At 59.5% G+C, this 16568-nt stretch carries 15 protein-coding genes and 2 tRNA genes; 9 read left to right on the top strand and 8 right to left on the bottom strand.

The window, feature by feature from the left end:
* Positions 1 to 33 precede the first annotated feature (33 nt).
* Together ACQUSW_RS02125 and ACQUSW_RS02120 are read left to right on the top strand one after the other, a co-directional pair.
* Positions 34 to 573 (top strand): gamma carbonic anhydrase family protein, encoded by a 540-nt coding sequence (locus ACQUSW_RS02125; protein ID WP_428930631.1) that lies wholly within the window; start codon positions 34 to 36, stop codon positions 571 to 573.
* A 36-nt stretch (positions 574 to 609) separates the two neighbouring features.
* Positions 610 to 683 (top strand) — tRNA-Ile (locus tag ACQUSW_RS02120).
* A 69-nt stretch (positions 684 to 752) separates the two neighbouring features.
* Here ACQUSW_RS02120 and ACQUSW_RS02115 read toward each other — a convergent pair.
* Positions 753 to 2006 (bottom strand): alpha/beta fold hydrolase, encoded by a 1254-nt coding sequence (locus ACQUSW_RS02115; protein ID WP_428930630.1) that lies wholly within the window; start codon positions 2004 to 2006, stop codon positions 753 to 755.
* Entirely contained in the window at positions 2006 to 4015 is a 2010-nt protein-coding gene (locus ACQUSW_RS02110; protein ID WP_428930629.1) for a DUF262 domain-containing protein, read from the bottom strand. Before ACQUSW_RS02110 ends, ACQUSW_RS02115 begins: the two co-directional genes overlap by 1 nt.
* Before the next feature lie 184 nt (positions 4016 to 4199).
* On the opposite strand from ACQUSW_RS02110, the gene ACQUSW_RS02105 reads away from it, so the two are divergent.
* Both ACQUSW_RS02105 and ACQUSW_RS02100 read left to right on the top strand, forming a co-directional pair.
* A complete protein-coding gene (locus ACQUSW_RS02105; RefSeq protein WP_428930628.1) occupies positions 4200 to 4973 on the top strand; it encodes a hypothetical protein in 774 nt (257 codons plus the stop codon).
* A gap of 201 nt (positions 4974 to 5174) precedes the next feature.
* The gene (locus tag ACQUSW_RS02100) at positions 5175 to 5678 is read left to right on the top strand and encodes a DUF3145 domain-containing protein (RefSeq protein WP_428930627.1); all 504 of its coding nucleotides are present in this window, start codon (positions 5175 to 5177) and stop codon (positions 5676 to 5678) included.
* Positions 5679 to 5821: 143 nt separating this feature from the next.
* Here ACQUSW_RS02100 and ACQUSW_RS02095 read toward each other — a convergent pair whose 3' ends face one another.
* The 6 genes from ACQUSW_RS02095 to aceE form a co-directional block, all read right to left on the bottom strand.
* On the bottom strand, positions 5822 to 7063 hold the full coding sequence (locus tag ACQUSW_RS02095; protein ID WP_428930626.1) for a beta-ketoacyl-[acyl-carrier-protein] synthase family protein: 1242 nt from the start codon (positions 7061 to 7063) through the stop codon (positions 5822 to 5824).
* A gap of 78 nt (positions 7064 to 7141) precedes the next feature.
* Entirely contained in the window at positions 7142 to 7390 is a 249-nt protein-coding gene (locus ACQUSW_RS02090) for an acyl carrier protein (protein WP_428930625.1), read from the bottom strand.
* 68 nt (positions 7391 to 7458) lie between these two features.
* Positions 7459 to 8460: a beta-ketoacyl-ACP synthase III gene (locus ACQUSW_RS02085; RefSeq protein ID WP_428930624.1), complete on the bottom strand. Its 1002-nt coding sequence runs from the start codon at positions 8458 to 8460 to the stop codon at positions 7459 to 7461.
* Positions 8457 to 9383 carry an ACP S-malonyltransferase gene (locus tag ACQUSW_RS02080; protein ID WP_428930623.1) on the bottom strand — a complete coding sequence of 309 codons (927 nt, stop codon included), beginning with the start codon at positions 9381 to 9383 and terminating at the stop codon, positions 8457 to 8459. Before ACQUSW_RS02080 ends, ACQUSW_RS02085 begins: the two co-directional genes overlap by 4 nt.
* A gap of 88 nt (positions 9384 to 9471) precedes the next feature.
* The gene (locus tag ACQUSW_RS02075) at positions 9472 to 10668 is read right to left on the bottom strand and encodes a PucR family transcriptional regulator (RefSeq protein ID WP_428930622.1); all 1197 of its coding nucleotides are present in this window, start codon (positions 10666 to 10668) and stop codon (positions 9472 to 9474) included.
* A gap of 34 nt (positions 10669 to 10702) precedes the next feature.
* Entirely contained in the window at positions 10703 to 13429 is a 2727-nt protein-coding gene (aceE, locus tag ACQUSW_RS02070) for a pyruvate dehydrogenase (acetyl-transferring), homodimeric type (RefSeq protein ID WP_428930621.1), read from the bottom strand.
* A gap of 165 nt (positions 13430 to 13594) precedes the next feature.
* Between aceE and ACQUSW_RS02065 the strand changes: the two genes are divergently transcribed.
* The 5 genes from ACQUSW_RS02065 to ACQUSW_RS02045 all read left to right on the top strand — a co-directional run bounded on the left by ACQUSW_RS02065 (position 13595) and on the right by ACQUSW_RS02045 (position 16566).
* A tRNA-Val gene (locus tag ACQUSW_RS02065) sits at positions 13595 to 13668 on the top strand.
* 103 nt (positions 13669 to 13771) lie between these two features.
* Positions 13772 to 14905 carry an FUSC family protein gene (locus ACQUSW_RS02060; protein WP_428930620.1) on the top strand — a complete coding sequence of 378 codons (1134 nt, stop codon included), beginning with the start codon at positions 13772 to 13774 and terminating at the stop codon, positions 14903 to 14905.
* Positions 14906 to 15298, top strand: coding sequence for a YchJ family protein (locus tag ACQUSW_RS02055; RefSeq protein ID WP_428930619.1), 393 nt, complete (start codon positions 14906 to 14908; stop codon positions 15296 to 15298). It begins immediately after the preceding gene.
* A gap of 66 nt (positions 15299 to 15364) precedes the next feature.
* Positions 15365 to 16096: a zinc ribbon domain-containing protein gene (locus ACQUSW_RS02050; protein WP_428930618.1), complete on the top strand. Its 732-nt coding sequence runs from the start codon at positions 15365 to 15367 to the stop codon at positions 16094 to 16096.
* Complete coding sequence (locus ACQUSW_RS02045; protein WP_428930617.1) at positions 16093 to 16566, top strand: reverse transcriptase-like protein; 474 nt, start codon at positions 16093 to 16095, stop codon at positions 16564 to 16566. The genes ACQUSW_RS02050 and ACQUSW_RS02045 overlap by 4 nt, the downstream gene beginning before the upstream one ends.
* Positions 16567 to 16568: the final 2 nt, after the last annotated feature.

Genomic DNA, 16568 nt, shown 5'->3' with positions numbered 1-16568 from the left:
GAGAAAGCGCTGCTGCCGGGTTATCGTCGAGACATGAGTATTGACGCCCATGCTTCTGTTCTCGGTCTACCCCAGCAGCAGCCCGCTATTGCTGATTCAGCGCTTGTTGCCGCCGGTGCACGCATTGTTGGCGACGTGACGCTCCACGAAAACTCGAGTGTCTGGTACAACGCTGTGCTGCGCGGCGACTCTGCACCCATCACGGTCGGGGTCGGTAGCAACGTGCAAGACAATGTGTCGGTGCACGTGGATGTGGGGCATCCGGTGGTGATCGGAGACAACGTTTCTATCGGGCACAACGCTGTTGTGCACGGCTGCACGGTCGGTGATGGCTCGCTGATCGGAATGGGAGCGGTCGTGCTGTCGGGTGCTGTTATTGGTTCCGGATGCCTGGTGGCCGGCGGCGCTGTTGTGCTCGGTGGCACCGTTGTGCCCGACGGTTCTCTTGTTGCCGGTGTCCCCGCGAAGGTGCGGCGCGAACTCACCGAAGAAGAAAAAGAGGGTATTCGTCGCAATGCGCAGATTTACCTCGGCCATCGAGAAACACATGCTCAAGCGACGCCGATGAAGTAAGCAAACGGGCCGCGGGCACGATAGGATTTTGTGAGCGGGGCGGTGGCCAAGCTGGTCAAGGCAGTGGGCTCATAACCCAACGATCGCGGGTTCAAGTCCCGCCCGCCCCACGCTTTTTCTGAGTCGCGACATCGATCATTCGGGTCGCGACTCAGGCGTTGTGCGCAGCATTCGTGCTACTAGCGTGCAACCTTTTTGCTGGTGAGGTCGAAAAGCTTCTGCAACACGCCTCCCGAACGCAAACCATTGTGCTCGTGTTCGCTGGTGATGAGCAGATGCAGATCGGGCATGAGCCGTGCGGTTTCTAGCGAGAAATCCATGGGCACAAAAACGTCGTTGACGTAGATCGCGGCCGCGCCTCGAGCACCTGCTGCAGCAATGGCATCCGGATTATACAGGCGTGGCCACTCGTGGGTCGCCAAAATTTCGGTCACTTCACGCCACGGCATAAGTGCGGGGACACTGCTCGACCACGCCCGGTGAACATGCTCGCCCGTGAACAGCGTCGGGTCATCGGCAAATTCTGTGGGCATGACGCGCTGCGCTGCCCAGTTGGTGACACTACCGTCGGCATAGCACGACTCATGAAAAACGTAATACAGCGGGTTGCGCCCAGAGTAGGGGAGCGCCGCCGCCAAATCGTAGGCAAAAGCATTTGTTTCCGGATGCTGCTCTAGCAGCGACCACAGAATCTGCCAGCCGTCGTTCGCACCCAACAGTGACCCCAGCGAACGCAAACGCGAAACAGAGACTACTTCACCGTCGGGCAGACGAATGCTTCCGGATGCTGCCGCCTCCACCAGCGCCCGCATCCGCTCACGGTGCTGCGGAAAACGGTGATAGTACCGCTCTGAAGCATCGTGCATGAGCGTATACGTGCGGCGATAAACATCGTCGGGCGAGAGACCAATCGCACTGAGACCGCCGGTAAAAAATACGCGATCGAGAGAATCAGCGTAATTCGAGAGGTAGGTGAGCGTTGTGAACCCGCCAAACGACTGGCCGAGCACGTTCCACGATTCGACGCCGAGTTCTTCGCGCACGGCCTCACAGTCACGCACGATCGAATCGGCACGCAGATGAGTAATGTGATCGGCCACGGCTTCGGCGCCGTCTACCAGCATCCGGTCACCCACGGGTGTCGAACGCCCGGTGCCGCGCTGATCAAGCATCACCACACGAAACTGCGACAGAGCGGTGTCGAGCCAGGCAGGCGACGAAGGCGCATGAAAAGCACGCGGAGCCTCAAACCCCGGGCCGCCCTGCAAATACAGCAAAAACGGCAGATCGTGCCCACCCTCGCGTGAAATAACGCTGGCAGCAACAGAGATGGTGCGCGAATCAATTGGGTCGTCCCACACCAAAGGCACGTCTACTGTGAGATCAGAAACGGTGAGATCTTGCATCGCACGCACAGTCATAGACATCGTCATCACATCACATTGCCGATATACGAATACTTCACGAAGACCTCCGAAGCAATACCCGACTCCTCGAGAACCCCCTGGATAGCGGTCATCATGTAGTTGGAATCCCAGCCCATATACAGATACGTGCCCTCTGCCAACTCATCCCAGTGACCGTTCCACGCACGTTCGTCATACAGGGGGCCGCCATTCTTACGGCTAAACGACATCGCCGCGTCGCGGTTATCAGTCCACGCACGCCGAAACACCCGGTTAAACAGGTAGCGTACGTCGGGCACTTCCCAGTGCTCACCGCGGTACTCGACGTAATCGAACTCCTGCTCCCAGCCAGCCGGCCAGCCACGGCGCAGCACCGCATCAAGAACCGGGGTTAGACCGTCATCATCAATCTCCGGCACCTCGGGGCGCCGCCAAATCTGCACGAACTGGTCAGACAAAGCCGTCGTGCGAGCAGTAATCGCCGCTGTTGACCACTCTGCGGCGTCAGCGAGCGCTTGTGTTGCCTCTACGCTGCTGCGGCCGTAAGCATCGGCCTGTTTGTCAACAAACGCGGCACCAAAAACACGCTCCGACAGCGCTGGTTCTAACAGAGTCAGATTACCGAGCGTCGGCGCCAAAGCACGGAAGCTGTTCTGCTGATCGTCACTGTACTCCGCCCACTCGTGAACGCCATCACCCGACCATGCGTCGCCCGGTGAGAGCGGAACAATATGCTCCACATCGAAAGCAGCCGGCTCATCCACATCCATCAGGCGCCCCAGCACGTAGGCCGCATGAGGTAGCTCCGAAAACTTCAATGCAATCCGAACGCGCTCATCCGACGGCGTGATACGAGCAATCGCATGCACAAACGAATCCCATCCCTCTGAGCGCGCACGACAGAGGCGGGCGATCAGACGGTCAGTCGGCAAACCGACCACGGTGCGGCGCAGCAGCATCGACTGCAACAATTCGAGGGTCTGCACGAACTCCGAACGAGAAATCGTGCCATCGGCATGATCTCGATATGCCGCCATGACGAGTGGGAACGACGAACGACCGAACGTTGCCACAAACTGCAGCTGACGCCGGATCTCGGCATCCGGGGCCTGTGATGGGTCGAGGAGCGTGGCATAAACAGCCGAGTACTCACGCCACACCGCCGCATCGCGACGAAGCGTCTGCGTATCAAACCGAGGAAAACAGCGCCGGAATGCGGCATACACACCATGCTCACCGGATGCCGCCACCTCACGACCCGTCAGCATTACCAGGTAGTGGCGCCAAAAGTTTCTGATCGACTCGCCCGTGTTGCGCTCAATAGCAAGCCAATAGTTTTCTTCGATCTCGCTCTGCTCCGCATGAGACAAACCCATGAGAATGTAGTTGTGAATGAGCTCATGATCGCGCAAAGGCTCGCCTGTTGAGTTGAGGCTCTCAAAGATCTGCTGAGCATTGGCTTCAGCGCCCAAAGTGATCGAGACGTGCTCGAGTTTTTGCAAACCGCGCCAAATACGCGCAGCTTCGTCGGCATGCACCTGCGAACGAAAATACGCATAGTTGTCGTCGAAACGCGACTCGACTTCTCCTGCGGCTCGGCGCTCGAGAACGACGGCTTCAAAGAGATCGGCCCACGCATGATGCGGCCGCAGCCGTGTGCGATCCGGGTCATCAGACCGAACGAGAACACGACGAAGCTCTTCTGCCGTAGACGGATCATGATCGCGCAGAGAATGGTGCAGAGCAGCGACCAGCAACATAATCGTGGTGATGCGCTGTTGACCATCAATCAAAATGAGGTCGCCCGCAGCACTGGAGTCAGAGGCATCGTGTGCCGACAAAATAGAGCCGATGAAATGCCGATGATCATCGTCTTCGCGAGCAACCGCCCGAATATCAGCTAGGAGCTGTTCGCAACCGCCGATATCCCACCGATACTGCCGCTGATACACCGGAACGACAATGTTGTGCCGAGGAGCAGAAAGCCACTCGATCGTGTTGACAGCGGTTGCCTCGACGTTTGTGGCCGTGCTCATACCCTGTTTTCGCCTCCGGAACCCTCAAAACAGGCAGCGAAAAAACACTGCCCGGCGTCCAGTGTAGTGCGGGAAGCTTTTCACGGTTCGTTACCCGGCATCCCGAGAGTCGGATGTTAGGCTTACCTAAGAAGGGCCTGTAAAAACTTCGCTGGCCCCCAATGAAAGGAACATGACTCGGATCATGGCATACATCAAGTCTGCTGCACTCGAGGAAACCGGTTTCGTTATTCTCGACAGCTACAACGAGGAAATCGACCCGAAAGAATGGCTCGACGTCGAATACGTCGACTGGAAATCGTCGGGTGACACTCGATTTGCGCCGCTGGCCTCGGCTAAGGGTGAGATTGAGTGCAACGGTTTCTGGAACCACCAGCCACCCCGCACCGACAAAGACGGTGTGTGGATCCAGTCTCAGGTCGACAAAGCACCCACGCTGACTCGCCGCGCGCAAGAGCCCGGTGCCAACGTTGGTCGCTGCCGCATCATTGAGCTGCAACCGAACTCCTACGGCGACTGCCTGTACAACCTGCACCAAGATGACAACAACCGTCTGAACCCCGACGGCACGGGCTGGGTTGTTCGCGGCTTCTTCAACCTCACCGACGACAAGAACAGCTTCTTCGTTCTGCGTGAGAACCGCACCGACCCGAGCATCGAGTACCGCATTGCTCTTCCGGCCGGCGCACAGTTGATCGTTGACACGCAGCGCCTCTGGCACGCGGCAGCACACTACGGTGACGACCCCCGCTACTGCCTCATCACGTCGTGGACATCGGGCCCTGAGCTTGACGCCTACATGGAGAAGTACAACGCGACCACCGAGTACACCCAGTTCGAGCTCTCGCAAGAGGTTCTCGAAGCCGGGTATGCCGAGCAGGCTCGCCGTGACGCCGCACGCGCCGCCTACTATGCCGCGAAAGGCCAGCAGGCTAAGCAGGCCATGAGCGAAGCATAAGCACGCGCATATTTTGTGGACGATGGCCTCCGCACCCGCTCGGGTGCGGAGGCCATCGCCGTTTGTCCTTCGTCGCCGGATTCGCGCCACGCCCTTGTCAATCCACGGAATTTGGGTGAGAATGGCCCCATAACCGCATACACGCCACGGATGTCCGGATCAGGTCGTAGGGGAAGACGCACCTGATGAAACGGAGAAAACATGGCGACTGCACAAGCACGCGGAGTGGTTTATATCCACTCGGCGCCTCGCGCGATCTGCCCGCACCTGGAGTGGTCGGCAGGCCGCGCTCTTGGTCGCGCCGTCAACTTTCGGTGGAGTGACCAACCTGTCCAGCAGGGAACACAGAGAACCGAATTCTCGTGGGATGGCCCCGCTGGCACCGGCGCTGCCCTGGCAACCGCTATGCGTGGTTGGGATCATTTGCGGTACGAAGTAACCGAAGAACCGACGCCCGGCAACGATGGGGGCAGATGGATGCACACACCAGACCTCGGAATCCATTACGCTCAGATCGACAACGCCGGAAACACGGTTATTGGTGAAGACCGAGTGCGATATGCGCTCGAAATCGCGGCCGGTGACGCTCATGAAATACAGCGGGAGCTCGACATAGCCCTCGGTAGTGCGTGGGATGAAGAACTCGAACCATTCCGCCATCCCGGCGAAGGACCACGCGTCGTTTGGCTTCATAAAGTCGGCTGACGCGGCGAGACCGGGGCACCGAGGCGCCAATACCGGAGGTCGGCGGGGAACACCCCGGCAACTGGGAAAACGAATCGATGCCCCACAAGAACGAGGCCCCGGAATATTCCGGGGCCTCAGGGTTTTATCGTCATACGAAACGATTAGTCGTCAACGCTGGCAAATGCTGCGACCGCATTGTGTCCGCCAAAGCCAAACGAGTTGCTGATCGCCAGCTGCGGGCCGTCATCGAGAGCGACCGGCTCTGTCGATAGACGGAACGGTACTTCTGGATCCTGCTCCGTCATGTTAATCGTCGGGGGAGCGATTCGGTCACGCAGAGCCAGAACCGTGAACACGGCTTCGAGTGCCCCGGTACCACCTAAGAGGTGACCGGTTGATGCCTTCGTACCCGACACGGGGATCTCACGAATCCGATCGCCAAAGACATCGTGCAAAGCCGTGAACTCGTTAGGGTCTCCAACCGGTGTCGAGGTGAGGTGTGCATTCACGTGCGTCAGTTGATCGGGCGTTGCTCCCGCAGATTCCAAGGCCAAACGAACAGCACGCGCAGCCCCAGCCCCTTCAGGATCATTCGCCGTGATGTGATACGAGTCTGCTGTCACACCGCCACCGACGACTGCGGCATAAATCTTGGCACCGCGCGCCCGAGCGTGTTCTTCGGTCTCGAGAATGAGAGCAGCCGCACCCTCACCCATCACAAAACCATCGCGGTCAACCGCCCCAGGACGCGAAGCGGTCTCCGGCGAGTCATTACGGCGCGAAAGTGCCTGCATGGATGCGAATGACGCAATCGTAATGGGGTGAATAGCTGACTCGGTGCCACCCGCGATGACGACATCGGCGAGCCCTGCACGCAAGTGTTCGACAGCATTCACGATCGACTCGGTGCTCGAGGCGCAGGCGCTAGCGACGGTGCGAGCATAAGCACGGGCATGAAAGTGCAAAGAAAGGTTACCGGCCGCCGCGTTGGGCATGAGCATCGGTACTGTCATCGGCAATACTCGGCGTGGGCCTTTTTCGCGCAGCGTATCCCAGGCGTCGAGCAGGGTCCACACGCCACCAATACCGGTCGCGAAATCAACACCGAGGCGTTCCGGAGCGACATCCGGAGTGCCTGCGTCTTCCCACGCCTCCATTGCTGCGACCATGGCGAACTGTGACGACGGATCGAGCCGTTTTGCCACGGGTCGCGGGAGTACGGTGTCGGGGCGAACCTGGGCCTGCGCGGCAAAAGTGACGGGGAGTTGTGTTTCTTCTACCCAGTCGTACTCAAGACTGCTGGCACCCGAAACACCGGCGAGCAGATTCTTCCAGCTCTCCGGAGCCGTACCGCCCAGGGGTGTAGAAGCACCGATACCGGTGACAACGATGCGCTTGGTCATGTTGGTTCCTTGTTGGGGGAGAGGTAATGGACACGGATGCCACGCCCCGCTTACACGGGGGTGGCATCCGTAGAGGTCTTATTCCTGACCGTTGACGATGAATTCAACCGCGTCAGAAACGGTTTTGAGGTTCTTAACCTCGTCGTCGGGAATGGTGACACCAAACTTTTCTTCGGCGTTGACAACGATGGTCATCATCGAGATGGAGTCGATGTCGAGGTCATCGGTGAAAGACTTCTCCAGAGCAACCTCTGATGCGTCAATACCGGTCTCGTCTGTCACGAGTTCAGCGAGGCCCGAGAGAACCTCTTCTTTGGTGAAAGCCATGCTTTTCCTCTTTCTAGCGGGTGAATGGTTCGGAACCGATGATCAGTCTAGAGAACGATCACAGTTTTTTATGGCAGTACAACAACTTGTGCGGCAAAAACGAGCCCGGCGCCGAACCCAATTTGCAGTGCGAGCTTTCCGCTCAGCTCGGGGTGCTCGCTCATGAGCCGGTGGCTTGCTAAGGGAATAGAAGCCGCCGAGGTGTTGCCTGTGGTTTCAATGTCACGAGCAATCACGGTGGTTTCGGGCAGTTTCAGCTGCTTAGCAAACTCGTCGATGATGCGCAGATTCGCCTGGTGCGGAATAAATGCGGCGATATCGGATGCCTCGACACCAGCCGCTTCGAGAGCTTGGCGTGCGACCTTTGCCATCTCCCACACAGCCCAGCGGAAAACCTTCGGCCCTTCCTGCCTCAGCGTGGGCCAGGGGGCCTCTCCGTCACGGAACTGGGTGAGGGTGGCATTCATTCCCACGGCCTCGGCATTAGAGCCGTCTGAGCCCCACACAGCAGGTCCGATGCCGGGAGAATCGCTGGGGCCGACCACTGCTGCGCCTGCGCCATCGCCTAACAGGAACGAGATACTACGGTCGGTGGGGTCGACGACGTCTGAAAGCTTCTCGGTACCGATAACAAGTGCGTAGCGGGCGGCGCCGGCTCGCAAGAGTGCGTCTGCCTGTGCGATGGCATAGGCGTACCCGGCACATGCCGCGTTGATGTCGTACGCGGCGGCCGGGTTTGCCCCCACCCGGTCGGCGACAATCGCCGACACCGACGGTGTTTGCTTGGGGTTGCTGATGGTGGCCACGATGACAAGATCAATTTTTTCGGCTGCCACACCGGACGCCTCGATAGCTTCTTTCGCGGCATCGCTGGCCAGGTCGATAGCATCCGTCGTTGCGACGGCGCGCGTGCGCGTGATGATTCCCGTGCGCTGGCGAATCCACTCATCGCTGGAGTCGATGGGGCCAATGAGGTCGTCGTTCGGGACAGCGTTTTCACCGCGAGCGGCACCGTATCCGTAGATACGGGTATAGCGCGTGCCCTCTGTTTGGTTCAGTGTCGCGGTCATGCTGCGGTTTCTCCGTTCAAAAGTGCGCGTGCGGCATCGAGGTCGTCGGGTGTCTTGACGGCGACCGAGGGAATGCCTCGCAACGCGCGCTTGGCAAGGCCTACGAGCGCGCCGGCGGGAGCAAGCTCGATGAGACCGGTAATTCCGTGCTCGCCGAAGGATTCCATGCACAGATCCCAGCGCACCGGCGCAGCAATCTGACGCACAATCAGCTCGAGTGCACGGTTGCCGTCGGTCACGACAGAACCATCGCTATTGGTCCACAGCAGCGGGCGTGGTGTGCGGACACTCTGCTCGGGGATCGCATCAATGACGGTCTGCAGCACCGGCTGGGCGGATTGCATGTACGAAGTGTGGAAAGCTCCAGCAACCTGCAGTGGAATCACCCGCACGCCTCGGGGAGCATTTTCGCCAAGCTTCGCGAGGGCATCGAGCGCACCAGCGGCAACAATTTGCCCGCCACCGTTGTAGTTGGCTGCGGTAAGACCAAGGTTTTCGATAAGTGGCACAACGTCGTCGGGTTTGCCGCCGACGACGGCACTCATACCCGTCTGTGCTTGTGCGGCAGCATCGGCCATAGCGCGACCGCGCGTGCCGACGATGCGCATCGCATTGTTGTCGTCAATCACACCGGTTGCAGCGAGTGCGGCGAGTTCGCCGACGGAGTGACCAGCAACTCCGGCGACTCTGCTTTCGTCTCCGAGTGCGCGCCAGGCGAGAAGGCTCGCGGCCACGATGAGTGGCTGCGCCACGCGGGTGTCGCGAATGGTGTCAGCATCCGATTCCGTACCGTGGGCGATGAGGTCAACGCCGGATGCATCGGAGTAGGCCTCCATGCGCTCGCGCGCACCATCCAGTTCGAGCCAGGGGGATAAAAAGCCGGGGGTTTGAGAACCTTGCCCGGGGCAGACGACGACAATCACGCGTCTAGTCTGCCAATGAATGAACAGAAATGGTGGAGTATTCCTTACAAGAATGAAGAAATGTGTTGTGGATGTCGGTGAATTCTTGTCATCGTGCGCGTCGGATAGGTGTTCGACGGCGGAGCGGGTCGGCGGCTCCGATGGATCCGAGCACGAGAGCTGTCTGCAAAATGAATGCTTCGCGGGGCCCTGTTGCGTCCCAACCGATCACGTCGCTGACGCGTTTGAGGCGGTAGCGCACCGTGTTGGGGTGCACAAAGAGTTCGCGTGCGGTGGCTTCCAGCGAGCGCCCGTTGTCGAGATAGCTCCACAGCGTTGTGATGAGGTCGGTGGAGTGGGTTTCGAGCGGCCGATAAATTCGCTCGATGAGCGTGTGTTTTGCCAGTGCATCACCGGCGATTGCCCGTTCGGGCAAGAGGTCGTCGGCTTCGACCGGTCGTGGGGCGCCCCGCCAAGCGCGGGCGACGGCAAAGCCGGCCAGGGCTGCTCGGGCGCTTTGTCCGGCATCGACGAGTGCTGGTACAGCGGGGCCGAGCACGAGGTGGCCTGTACCGAATGATGATTCGAACGCATTGGCGATCTCGGTAAAGGTGAGCTCGTCGCGGGGTTCTTCATCGGGCCTGGGCGGGCGGGCGCGTCCGAGTACGAGTACGAGGCGCGAGCCCTGTACTCCCACGAGAACGTCGACGTGCATTTTGCGCGCTAGGCGGCGCACCTGGTCGATATCGAACTGTGGGGGTGTGGTGCCGACAATGACGCTGACTTCGCCGTGGCCGTGCCAGCCGAGTGCGGCAATGCGGCTGGGGAGTTCTTCGTCGGCCTCACCGGTCAGTATCGAGTCGACGACGAGGGCTTCGAGTCGGGCATCCCAGAGGCCGCGGGCTTCTGCCGCACGCGCATAGACGTCGGCGGCAGCGAATGCCACGTCGCGTGAGTAGAGCAGTATTGCTTCGCGAAGGTGATCGTGTTTGGCTGCGACGCGTTCTTCTGTCACCTCGACAGTGACGCGGATAAGCTGCAGGGTTTGCTGCAGGCTAACGCTGCGCAGAAGTTCGCGCGGTGCGGCAGCAAAAATGTCGGCCGCGATCCACGGTGTTGACGTGGGATCTTCGTACCACTGGATGAACGATGTAAACCCGGCCTGGGCCACCAGCCCGACGGCTGAGCGTCGGGCCGGTGGCATTTCGGCATACCAGGGGAGTGTTGCTTCCAGGCGTTGAAGTGTCGCAGTTGCAAGGTCCCCAGACATTCGCCGCAGCCACGCGAGCGTGGCGGCTTTGTCCATTGGTTTTTGTTGTGACGGGCTCACGGCTGACGAGTTAGCTTTCGCCGCCTGCGTTGCCGGTGGTTCCGGCGTTGACATCGTGCAGGCGGTATTTCTCAATTGCCTGTGCTGCCAGTGCGCGGTCGACGACGCCTTCTTCAGCGAGCGACTGCAGCGTGCGTACAACGATCGACGGCCCATCAATCTTGAAGAAGCGTCGCGCTGCGGCACGGGTATCAGAGAAGCCGTATCCGTCGGCGCCGAGCGTCGCGTAACGTTGCGATACCCACGGGCGAATCTGGTCTTGTACCGCGTGCATGTAGTCGCTCACGGCAACAACAGGGCCCTGCGCGTCGCGCAGTTTCTCGGTGATGTATGCCGTGCGCGGTTCTTCTTCGGGGTGCAAGAAGTTGTGTTCGTCGGCGGCAAGGCCGTCGCGGCGCAGTTCGCCCCACGAGGTCACCGACCAGACGTCTGCACTTACTCCCCAGTCTTTCTGCAGCAGTTCCTGTGCTTCTAGGGCCCAGGGAACAGCGACTCCGGATGCTAGCAGTTGCGCCTTGGGTCCTTCGGCACTGCCCGCAGAAACTTGGTGGATTCCGCGAATGATGCCATCGACATCGACGCCTTCGGGTTCTGCTGGCTGTACATAGGGCTCGTTGTACACGGTGATGTAGTACATAACATCGGGGTCCGGATGCTCGCCGCCATACATGCGCTCAAGGCCAGACCGAACGATGTGGGCGATTTCATAACCGTAGGCGGGGTCATACGACACCGTGGAGGGGTTTGTGGATGCGAGCAGTGGTGAGTGGCCATCAGCGTGCTGCAAGCCTTCACCCGTGAGGGTTGTACGCCCTGCTGTGGCTCCGATGATGAACCCGCGTGCCATCTGGTCGCCGGCCGCCCATTGGCCGTCGCCCGTGCGCTGGAATCCGAACATCGAGTAGAAGATGTAGATCGGAATCAGTGGTTCGCCGTGCGTGGAGTACGAGGTGCCCGTCGCTGTGAATGCTGCGACAGCACCGGCCTCGTTGATGCCGACGTGCATAATCTGGCCCTGGGGGCTCTCTTTGTACGCCAGGAGAAGTTCGCGGTCGACAGAGGTGTACTGCTGGCCGTGCGGGTTGTAGATCTTTGCGGTGGGGAAGTAGGCATCGATACCGAATGTGCGTGCTTCATCGGGAATGATGGGCACGATGCGGTGACCGAAGTCTTTGGCCCGCAGAAGGTCTTTCAGCAGACGCACGAACGCCATGGTTGTGGCGATCTCTTGTGACCCGGAGCCCTTCTTCGGTAGCGCGTATGTGTTGTCGCCGGGCAGCGCGAGCGGAACATGCGTGGTGCGACGCTCGGGCAAAAAGCCACCGAGGTTGCGGCGACGCTCCAGCATGTACTGGATCGTTTCGTCGTTTTCACCCGGGTGATAGTAGGGCGGCAGGTAGGGGTTCTCTTCCAACTGGGCGTCGGTGATCGGAACCTGCATGGTGTCGCGGAACGTCTTGAGGTTGTCCAGCGTCATCTTCTTCATCTGGTGCGTTGCGTTGCGACCCTCGAAGTGGGGGCCGAGGCCATAACCCTTCACCGTCTTCGCCAGAATCACGGTGGGCTGCCCCTTGTGTTCGAGGGCGGCCTTGTATGCGGCAAAGACCTTGCGGTAGTCGTGTCCGCCGCGACGCAGGTGCCAGATCTGGTCGTCGGTGTAGTCGGCCACGAGTGCTGCGGCACGCTCATCACGGCCGAAGAAGTGTTCGCGAATGAAAGCGCCCGACTCTGCTTTGTACGTCTGGTAGTCGCCGTCGGGTGTCTCATTCATGAGATTGAGGAGGGCACCTTCGGTGTCGTTGGCGAGAAGGTCGTCCCACTCGCGGCCCCACACGACCTTGATGACGTTCCAGCCAGCACCACGGAAGAAGCTCTCGAGTTCCTGAATGATCTTGCCGTTACCGCGCACCGGGCCGTCGAGGCGCTGAAGGTTGCAGTTGATAACGAAGGTGAGGTTGTCGAGGCCTTCGTTGGCGGCAACCTGTAGTTGTCCGCGGCTTTCGATTTCATCCATTTCGCCGTCGCCGAGGAATGCCCAAACGTGCGAATCAGAGACGTCTTTAATGCCCCGGTTGGTGAGGTACCGGTTGGCCATCGCCTGATAGATGGCGTTGATCGGACCGAGCCCCATCGACACCGTCGGGAACTGCCAGTATTCGGGCATAAGGTGCGGGTGCGGGTACGAAGGAATTCCCACGGGAGCATGCGATTTCTCTTGACGGAAACCATCAAGCTGCTGTTCGCTGAGTCGCCCTTCCAAGAACGACCGTGCGTAGATTCCTGGGGATGCGTGACCCTGGATAAAAATCTGGTCGCCGCCATTGGGATCGTCGAGGCCGCGGAAGAAGTGGTTGAAACCCACCTCGTACAGCGATGCAGACGAAGCGTATGTCGAGATGTGTCCGCCGACACCGATTCCGGGTCGTTGTGCGCGGTGCACAGTCACTGCTGCGTTCCAGCGGATCCAGTGACGATAACGACGTTCTACCTCTTCTTCGCCGGGGAAGTCGGGTTCGTTCTCCGGCGCGATGGTGTTGATGTAGTCGGTGGTGGGCACCATGGGAACACCCAGGTGCAGTTCTTTAGACCGCTTGAGCAGGCTCAGCATAATCTCGCGCCCTCGTCCACGTCCCTTGACGTCGACGAGTTCATCGAGCGACTGTTGCCACTCTCCGGTCTCCTCTGGGTCACTATCGAGCGGCCCCTGCGAGTACGGATCCTGATCGTGAACGGTCACGGCCAGCCTTTCGTCGTGATGGCAGATCATGCCAAGGAAACGGGAAACGCCGTCACAGGCCTTGTCGGCTTTGTACAACGGGCATTGCACTCAGCCTATCGCTGTTCGACGACATCGGTGCGCAATGTGCATCGAAACGTCAGATAGTATTAGACTGCTTCAGTCGGGCCTTTAGCTCAGTTGGTTAGAGCATCTGGTTTACACCCAGAGGGTCGGGGGTTCGAGTCCCTCAGGGCCCACTTCTATCGTTTCACTACGAGAACAACACACCGCCTGTAGCACCGTCACAGCACGAGAGCAACGGTCTGGGATGGGTTTTGTGGGCGACGTAGCGTCGGATGCATGTCTGGTGAACCACGTATCACCGAGCGGGCGGCGGCCTTCCAGCGCCGGATAACTTCGTCGGCGCGTGTTTTGCTCCAGCCTGCCCACTTGTTACTGGCAGCAAAATCAGCGGCTACCGCGACACTCGGCTGGGCATTGGGCGGCCTTTTGCCGGGCGATTTCGCGGACTATGCGTACTACGCGCCCCTCGGGGCACTCGTCGCGATGGCTCCGACGGTCGCTTCATCGGTGATCTCGAGCGTGAAAGCCATTATTGGGGTCGGTGCAGGACTTGCCGTGGCGTGGACACTGATTTTTTCTGGCGTTCACGGAATTGTGGCTCTCTTTCTTGCTATCGCTATCGCCAGTATCTTGTCGGGTATAGCCTGGCTCGGCCCCGGCAAGGCATACATCCCGTTTACTGCGGCGTTTGTATTTCTTAGTGGTGGTTCTGAACCGGGCGAGTTTTCGATAGGGCTCGCTGCGCAATTTGTTCTCGGGGCAGGGCTCGGAATCATCGCCAACGTGCTGTTGCCTCCGCCTGTCCGGCCTCAGGAAGTTCATGAGAAGGTGTTGCAGGCTCGCTATGCGTTCGCTTCGTGTGTTCAGGGAACAGGCGATGTGGTGGCATCCGGGGTTTCGCAGGCAGCACAGACCGACCTTGTGCAGTTCTATGAAGCAGCTCAAAGCGCACTTCATGAAGCACGTGACGCGGTGCAGTTTGCTGATCATAATCGTCGCGGGAATGTGCGTGCGCGCCGTGCAGACACGGACTTGTCACGCGACAAATACGAAATCACTGCCATTGACGACTCGCTTCACGATCTTCTTTCGATCACAAAAACTCCTGGCGATCTGCCCGACCATGATTCAGGTGCCGATGATCCGGATGCAGCACAGCTGCAAGGGATCAGCAAAGAATATCGGCGCCTTTTTACCGACGGCTGCCGGATGCTAAAAACCTGTATCGAACGTGGTGCCTGGGCGCAGCCACATCGTGACGCTCAAATGCCGGGGAAAATGGACGAGGTGTGGCACAGCGTGCACGAACTCACGCTCGAAGGCGAATTGATGGAGCCACGTGCGAGGGAATGGCTGTTCACGGCGGTGCGAGCCATGCGTCGCACCGCGCAGAAGTGCCACGATAGCTAGATGAACAGTGCCAGAACCATGCGCTGCCCGTGCTTGAGTGGCGACGTGTATGAGTCGTGTTGTGGGCCGGTCATCGCCGGACGCTCAGCGCCGTCGGCTGAACGATTGATGCGGTCGAGATACACGGCATTTGCGCACCGCGACACCGCATATTTGTTGAAGTCGTGGCATGCCTCCACACGGCCAGAGACGCTGGATCTTGATGATTCTCTCGAGTGGCGAGCGCTAGAAATTGTTTCCGTCGTGCAAGGTGGACCGTTCGACTCAGCAGGGACGGTCGAATTCCGTGCGCATTTTCGCGACGACGGCGTGCGTGGTGTGCTGCATGAACGGAGCACGTTTGTGAAAGAAAACACGCACTGGTTTTACGTTGACGGTGTGATCAGCGACTAATGCATGAGGTGCCGGCACGGCGCGATGAGTGTTCCGGATGCCTGTTCCTGGCGTAGGTTGGAAACCGTGAATGCAAACCCCGACCACCAGCGTATTTTGCTTGACGTTGCCGACCTTGATCGCCGCTTGGCTCAGACAGAGCATGCTCGCAAGCATCCGGAGCAGGCAGCTCGAATCTCGGAGCTTGCAGCACAACGGAATGAACAGGTGCGCGAACTGACCGTTGCCACCGGAGCACGCGACGATGCTCGCAGTGAACTTGCCCGTATCGAGTCTGATGTGGCGCTCGCGCAACAGCGGAAAGAACGAAACGCTCAAAGACTCACGAGCGTCACAAATCCGAAAGATGCCGTTGCTTTAGAGCACGAAATCGTCAGCATTGAGAGAAGGCTTCACTCGCTCGAAGACACCCAGCTCGATGCGATGGGTGCGCTCGAAGAGACCGAAGCGCGCCTCGCAGCACAGCAGGCATTGGTCGACGCGACAACTGCGGAAGGTCAAGAACTCACCCGCCAGGCCAAGGCTGCCGTCGCTGCCGCAGAAAAAGAAGCCGACAACATTCGTCGCGACCGCGAAGCAATCACGGGAGGAATCTCGCCGGAACTGCTTGCCGATTACGATCGCCGCGCAACCCGAGGAATAGGGGCAGCGCTCTTGCGCGCTGGCACATGCGGTGGCTGCCACATGATGCTGTCCAGTACAGATATGGCACAGATTCGACGCCTCGCAGCCGACGCAATTGCAACATGCCCCGAGTGCGGCTGCATTCTTGTGCGCACAGAAGAGTCAGGCCTGTGAGCGCACGCTTCATCGTCGAAGCCGATGGTGGTTCACGAGGAAACCCCGGAAAAGCAGCGGGCGGAGCCGTCGTTATCGACGAAACAACAGGGACCCTCCTTGCCGAATGCGGTGTGTGGGTGGGCATAGCCACCAATAACGTCGCTGAATATCGTGGCATGATCGCCGGGCTCGAAGCAGCCCTCGGCCGTGACCGTACCGCACAGGTACGAGTGCGTATGGACTCCAAGCTGGTGGTCGAGCAAATGTCGGGCCGGTGGAAAATTAAACATCCCGACATGCAAGAACTCGCCCGTCATGCCCGTGCACTCATCAGCACGGCAAACGTTACGTTTGAATGGATTCCCCGCAACGACAACGCTCGCGCTGATGCACTCGCAAACGAGGCCATGGACGCCGGTGCCAGCTTTACTCGCAACTTCGACAGCCACGAGACCGAGCAGGCACCGGCGCCTGAAACACTGTTCTAAAC

The sequence above is a fragment of the Microbacterium luticellae genome (assembly GCF_050408645.1).
Lineage (GTDB): Bacteria > Actinomycetota > Actinomycetes > Actinomycetales > Microbacteriaceae > Microbacterium.
Note: the sequence above shows the minus strand (reverse complement) of the source record. Positions and strands in the feature narration are given on the sequence as shown.